This is a genomic window from Bacillus sp. cl96 (assembly GCF_900100505.1).
Lineage (GTDB): Bacteria > Bacillota > Bacilli > Bacillales > Bacillaceae_G > Bacillus_A > Bacillus_A cereus.
In genome coordinates this window covers 1-6104 of the sequence record NZ_FNDM01000041.1, presented here as the reverse complement: position 1 = coordinate 6104, position 6104 = coordinate 1, and the positions used below count along the sequence as shown (strand labels likewise).

The window sequence follows — 6104 nt, the reverse complement described above, 5'->3', positions numbered from 1 at the left end:
GGTTCAAAATGTTATCCGGTATTAGCCCCGGTTTCCCGGAGTTATCCCAGTCTTATGGGCAGGTTACCCACGTGTTACTCACCCGTCCGCCGCTAACTTCATAAGAGCAAGCTCTTAATCCATTCGCTCGACTTGCATGTATTAGGCACGCCGCCAGCGTTCATCCTGAGCCAGGATCAAACTCTCCAATAAAGTTAGTTTGTCTAGCATCTAAAATAAAAATTGACGTTTCACGTTGTTTGTTTCGTTCAGTTTTCAAAGAACTACTTGGCCGCTCATTCGCGACTTCCTTATGTTAACATTTTCATCTTTCAATGTCAACTAAGTTTTTTATTTCGTTTGTCGCTTGCGACGTTATTGTCATCGGCGACTTGTTCTATATTACACCTCTAAAGCATAATCGTCAACACCTTTTTATAAAGAACTTCAATTTAATATTTTTATGCTCTTTTAACTAAATACGTCTCTATAGGATTTCATTATCGGAGCACACCTTCTGCTTCTCTTTAATTTGTTTTTCCAAATATATTCGAGTTAATTTGAACTCTAGACTTAACTTGTGTGGACGTTTTCCTCCAACAAAACTAGCAACCTTATTTTAACAAATACTAGTATATAATTAGAGAGTTGTTGTACTATCAATAAAACTCTATTAGAAGCAGGTGAAGATATGAAAGATATACGTATCCTTATAGCAGACGACGATAAAGAAATCCGAAATTTATTAAAAATATATTTAGAACGAGAATTATACATGGTAGACACTGCAATCAACGGCGAAGAAGCTTTACATTTATTTAATCAAAATAACTATAACCTCGTTATACTAGATCTTATGATGCCCAAAATAGATGGAATCGAGGTATGTAAAAAACTTAGAGATAAAACTAACGTACCTATATTAATGCTCACCGCTAAAGATCACGAAGTTGATAAAATTTTAGGTTTAAGCATTGGTGCTGATGATTATATTACGAAACCTTTCAGCATTCACGAAGTAATTGCACGAGTAAAAGCTCTTATGCGGCGTTTTTTAGTTCTCGGAAGTAACAATACTGCTCAAGAAAAAACAACTTTATCTTTTAAAGGACTAACTATCAATTTAAATACATACACAGTTCATACAAACAAAGAAGAAATTAGCTTAACCGGAAAAGAACTGGAACTGTTAAAATTCTTTACTTCAAACCCAGGGCAAGTATTTACAAAAACACAGCTCTTCCGAAATGTATGGGACGATAATTATATAGAAGATGACAATACCGTTATGGTACATATTCGAAAACTTAGAAAGAAAATAGAAATTGACCCTTCCAATCCAAAATTCATTCAGACTATATGGGGAATTGGTTATAAGTTTGTAGGTGAAAAGCTTGAAGACTGATAAAACCCTCTTCCTGATTTCATTACAACTTATCATTTGCGGGATTTTAAACATACAAATGGATCCAAGAATAAAAATGTCTTTATTTATTATCCTTATCTTAATTACAATTTATCTCTTCTTTTCAAGAATACAATTCATTCAACATCGCAAAGCAATGGATACTAAATTAAGTCGTGTACTAAAAGGAAACTTACAAACGAGATTATTCACAAGCAATGACCACTCATTACATAATATCGTTTTTTCAATAAACGAGCTAATAGGTAAATTAGAGCAGGTTCAAATTGAAGCCAAAAGATCCGAGGAATCCAGAAAACAACTTTTGTCTAGTATCTCCCACGATATACGAACACCACTCACCTCCATTATCGGATATATAGATGCTTTGAAAGACGGAGTTGCTGCTTCTGAAATAGAAAAACAAGAATATCTTAAAATACTCTATATGAAATCAAATAACTTAAAGCACCTAGTTGATGAAATATTCAATATGGCGAAGCTAGACGCTAATGAATTTCCACTAAAAGAAGAAGAACTCGACTTTTCTGAAGTTACTAGAGAAGTTTTGATTGAATTTTTACCTGAGCTCTCAAAACATAACATTGAACTGCAAATTCGCATACCAGAGTCTACTTGTCCTATCATCGCAGATCATCTAAGCATTATGCGGATTATCGGTAATTTAATGAAAAATGCAATTTATTACGGAAAGGATGGGAAAACAATAGGAGTCGAATTGCTAGAAGCTGATGCAGAATACGAACTTCATATTTGGGATCAAGGCCCTGGTATTCCAAAACATGATTTACAAAACGTATTTGAGCGAATGTACCGAAGCGAACAATCAAGAAACTCTTCATTTGGTGGTAGCGGTCTCGGGCTTTCTATTTCCAAAGCGCTCGTTGAGAAAAACGGTGGACATATATGGGTTGAAAGTACTCCATGGAAACGAACTACTTTTGGCTTTTCTATTCCAAAACACAATACTTTTAAGAAATAGTTAAGAAATGATTAATATGCAGTTAAGCCTTCCTTTTTATGATGTAAGTAAGAACTTATAGAAAGCAGGTGTCTCCTATAAATACAATTATAAAAACGACTAACCTTACTAAAGTATATGGCAATCAAAAGTCAGTAGATAATTTAAATATTAATGTTCAACAAGGGGAGATTTATGGCTTCATAGGCCGCAACGGTGCTGGTAAAACAACAACCATTCGCATGCTGCTTAGTCTTATAAAGCCTACAAGTGGAACGATTGAAATATTCGGAGAGAACTTATTCCAAAATCAAAAAGATATTTTAAGCAGAATTGGTTCTATAGTTGAAGTTCCAGGATTTTATGAAAACTTAACTGCAAAAGAAAACCTATTAATTAATGCAAAAATAATTGGGGTTCACAAAAAGAATGCTATCGAAGAAGCATTAGAAATAGTAGGCTTGCAGCATGAGACAAAAAAGTTAGTAGGAAAGTATTCTTTAGGAATGAAGCAACGCTTAGGAATTGCACGTGCTCTTCTCCATTATCCTGAGCTACTCATATTAGATGAACCAACTAACGGACTAGACCCTATTGGTATTAAAGAAATGCGAAAACTTATTCATTCTTTAGCTCAAGAAAGAAATATAACAATACTCATTTCTAGTCACATATTAGCCGAGGTAGAACAGTTAGTCGATCGTATCGGAATTATTCATGAAGGAAAGTTACTAGAAGAAGTTTCTCTTGATACGCTGCGCAAAGCAAACCGTAAGTACATAGAGTTTCAAGTGAATAATGACGATAAAGCTGTGATGTTATTAGAAAATCATCTTCAAATTTTTGATTATGAAGTACATGATGAAGGAAATATTCGTATTTACTCTCATTTTGGACAACAAGGATACATAAACAGAACGTTTGTTCTTAATGATATTGAAGTATTAAAAATGATGATAAGCGAAGATAGACTAGAAGATTATTTCACCAAACTAGTTGGAGGTGGAACAATTGGTTAATCTACTCTATACAGAACTCTTAAAGCTAAAACGCTCTAATATGTTTTTAATTAGCATTATTGGTGCTGGTGTCGCACCTTTCTTAGTTGTAGTAGCCTCTTATATACATATAAAAACAAAACAGCCAACTCCAACTATTTGGTTCCATCAATTATTCACTGACGTTAACTTATATACTACTTTAGTTATAGGATTCCCCTTATATGGAGTAGTGGTTGCTTATTTGCTTACCCGCGAATATACAGAAGATACACTGAAAAATTTACTAACTATCCCCGTGTCGCGCATTAGCTTTATTATAAGTAAATTCATCATTCTCTTTCTTTGGATTATGATGCTAACTTTAGTCGCTTGGGCACTTACTTTAATATTAGGGCTATTGGGGAACTTCCCTGGTTTTAACATTTCTTTACTTTTAGGTTCTTTCCTAGAATTTTTAATATGTGGTGGACTTCTCTTTCTATTGTCTTCACCTATTGTGCTACTAACTCTTGTAATGAAGAGCTATGTACCACCCATTATATTAACAGTCATTATTACAATGACTAATCTTATGCTCGTAAACTCCAAGCATAAAGATTTATTTCCGTGGACCGCTACTCTAGATATCGCAAATAACGAATTACAACCGACATATCCACCAGAGTATTCTTATATCATCATTGCAGTAACGACAATTTCCGGATTTATTGCAACACTATTCTATTTTAAAAAAGTAGACATTCATTAATGTATAGGAGTGAAACTATGAGCGATATCATTATTGCCTTCATACTCGGTATTGTAGAAGGATTAGCTGAATTTTTACCTATATCTTCTACTGGCCACCTTATATTAGTCGGGCATTTATTAGGCTTTGAGGGAGAAAGAGCAAAAACGTTTGAAATTGTTATTCAGCTAGGCGCAATTTTAGCTATTGCAATTTTATATCATAAACGTCTCGTTTCTTTATGTAATATTAAACCTCTTATACAGAAAGAAAAAAAATTCAACGCGTTCCATGTATTTCTTGGCGTATTTCCGGCAGTGGTTGCTGGCTTGCTACTACATGATATTATTAAAACATACTTATTCCAGCCATACACTGTTGTGATTGGACTTGTAGCAGGGGCAATTCTTATGATCTTTGCAGAAGTAAAAAAGAAAGGGGCAGCAGCCTATTCACTGGACGATTTAACATACCGCCAAGCTTTAACAATCGGATTATTTCAGTGCTTAGCGGTATACCCTGGCTTCTCTAGAGCTGGCTCTACTATCTCTGGAGGTCTATTAGCAAAAGTAAATTATAAGACTGCATCTGAATTCTCTTTTCTAATAGCTCTTCCTGTAATGATTGGGGCAACAGGCTTAGACTTACTAAAAAGTTGGAAGTATTTAAGTGTCGATGACATCCCTATGTTCGCGGTAGGATTCATTACCTCTTTTATAGTAGCGATGCTAGCAGTAGTAACTTTTCTAAAGCTTTTAGAGAAGATAGGTTTAAAACCTTTTGCATACTACCGTATTTTGTTGGCTATCTTATTTACGCTTTTCGTATTGCTATAGATTCATATAAGTCACATATTATTAAACTGATATTCAATTTAGAATATCGGTTTTTTTATCTATTTCAACTCTAGTATTACTCACTTCAATATGGCATAGTGATAATAAACTACCATTCATAATCTGAACGTTCTTTAAGTAACTATGTCCTTTATCATAAAATGCAATTGGAAAATTAAAGATCCCATATATGTACAGAACATATTTACAAACTATATTCACTCCACATAGTATCTTTTTAATTTGCAAAACACTGATACAAATTAAAAATAAGTACAAAGGCATAACAAATAAATAAATTTCCTAGGAATTATAAAGAGATTAAATATTAATTAGAGTGAGGTGACGATAAAAATGAATCAATTAGCACAGACATATTGGGATACTTATTGGGGAAACAACAAAAAACCAGAATCTGTTACAGCTTGGCAATTTGGGGATGCCCCTAATTATCTTGCACAACTAGTAATTGACGGTATTAAAACAGCTACATGCTCCGGTCACATTTTTTATGAATTAGAAAATGAATCGCTACCGACTACTAATGATTATAGTATTATACTCAATAGTAATGATGAACCTGTAGCTATTATTAAGACAATAGAAGTAACTGTAACACCAATGAATGAAGTAAGCGAAGAATTCGCTATCGCTGAAGGCGAAGGAGATCGTACTTATAATTACTGGAGAGACACCCATGTTCGTTTTTTTACAAAGGAACTAAATGAGATTGGTCTTAATTTCTCTGAAGATATGTTACTCGTCTGTGAGCGTTTTGAACTTGTTGATGTGAACAATAAAGTGAAATTTTAATAAACTGAGATTTACCAGCCATTCTTATTTTTATAAACACAAAAAAGACGAGTCATTCTGACTCGTCTTAAAGTTGCTTGGCGACGTCCTACTCTCACAGGGACAAGGTCCCAACTACCATCGGCGCTAGAGAGCTTAACTTCCGTGTTCGGTATGGGAACGGGTGTGACCTCTCTGCCATCATCACCAAACTATGAAGGCATATTCCTTCAAAACTAGATAACATTGCTACATATTATATGGTTAAGTCCTCGATCTATTAGTATTCGTCAGCTCCACATGTCACCATGCTTCCACCTCGAACCTATCAACCTGATCATCTTTCAGGGATCTTACTAGCTTACGCTATGGGAAATCTCAT

The 6104-nt window shown here is 34.4% G+C and carries 6 protein-coding genes and 3 rRNA genes; 6 read left to right on the top strand and 3 right to left on the bottom strand.

The window, feature by feature from the left end:
• Nucleotides 1–192, bottom strand: a 16S ribosomal RNA gene (locus tag BLT20_RS29860); the annotation flags it as partial.
• A 478-nt stretch (nucleotides 193–670) separates the two neighbouring features.
• Here BLT20_RS29860 and BLT20_RS29855 point away from each other — a divergent pair.
• From BLT20_RS29855 to BLT20_RS29825, 6 genes are all read left to right on the top strand, one after another.
• Nucleotides 671–1384, top strand: coding sequence for a response regulator transcription factor (locus BLT20_RS29855; RefSeq protein ID WP_000651997.1), 714 nt, complete (start codon nucleotides 671–673; stop codon nucleotides 1382–1384).
• A complete protein-coding gene (locus BLT20_RS29850) occupies nucleotides 1374–2387 on the top strand; it encodes a sensor histidine kinase (protein ID WP_000845329.1) in 1014 nt (337 codons plus the stop codon). Before BLT20_RS29855 ends, BLT20_RS29850 begins: the two co-directional genes overlap by 11 nt.
• A 68-nt stretch (nucleotides 2388–2455) precedes the next feature.
• Nucleotides 2456–3385 (top strand): ABC transporter ATP-binding protein, encoded by a 930-nt coding sequence (locus BLT20_RS29845; RefSeq protein ID WP_000074581.1) that lies wholly within the window; start codon nucleotides 2456–2458, stop codon nucleotides 3383–3385.
• Nucleotides 3378–4115, top strand: coding sequence for an ABC transporter permease (locus BLT20_RS29840; RefSeq protein WP_000247719.1), 738 nt, complete (start codon nucleotides 3378–3380; stop codon nucleotides 4113–4115). Before BLT20_RS29845 ends, BLT20_RS29840 begins: the two co-directional genes overlap by 8 nt.
• Before the next feature lie 17 nt (nucleotides 4116–4132).
• Nucleotides 4133–4930 carry an undecaprenyl-diphosphate phosphatase UppP gene (gene uppP, locus BLT20_RS29835; protein ID WP_001279958.1) on the top strand — a complete coding sequence of 266 codons (798 nt, stop codon included), beginning with the start codon at nucleotides 4133–4135 and terminating at the stop codon, nucleotides 4928–4930.
• A gap of 354 nt (nucleotides 4931–5284) precedes the next feature.
• The gene (locus BLT20_RS29825; RefSeq protein ID WP_001072420.1) at nucleotides 5285–5743 is read left to right on the top strand and encodes an ASCH domain-containing protein; all 459 of its coding nucleotides are present in this window, start codon (nucleotides 5285–5287) and stop codon (nucleotides 5741–5743) included.
• Nucleotides 5744–5818: 75 nt separating this feature from the next.
• Here the strand turns inward: BLT20_RS29825 and rrf are convergent.
• Nucleotides 5819–5934 (bottom strand): 5S ribosomal RNA (gene rrf / locus BLT20_RS29820).
• 48 nt (nucleotides 5935–5982) lie between these two features.
• Nucleotides 5983–6104: ribosomal RNA gene (locus BLT20_RS29815) — 23S ribosomal RNA — on the bottom strand; the annotation flags it as partial.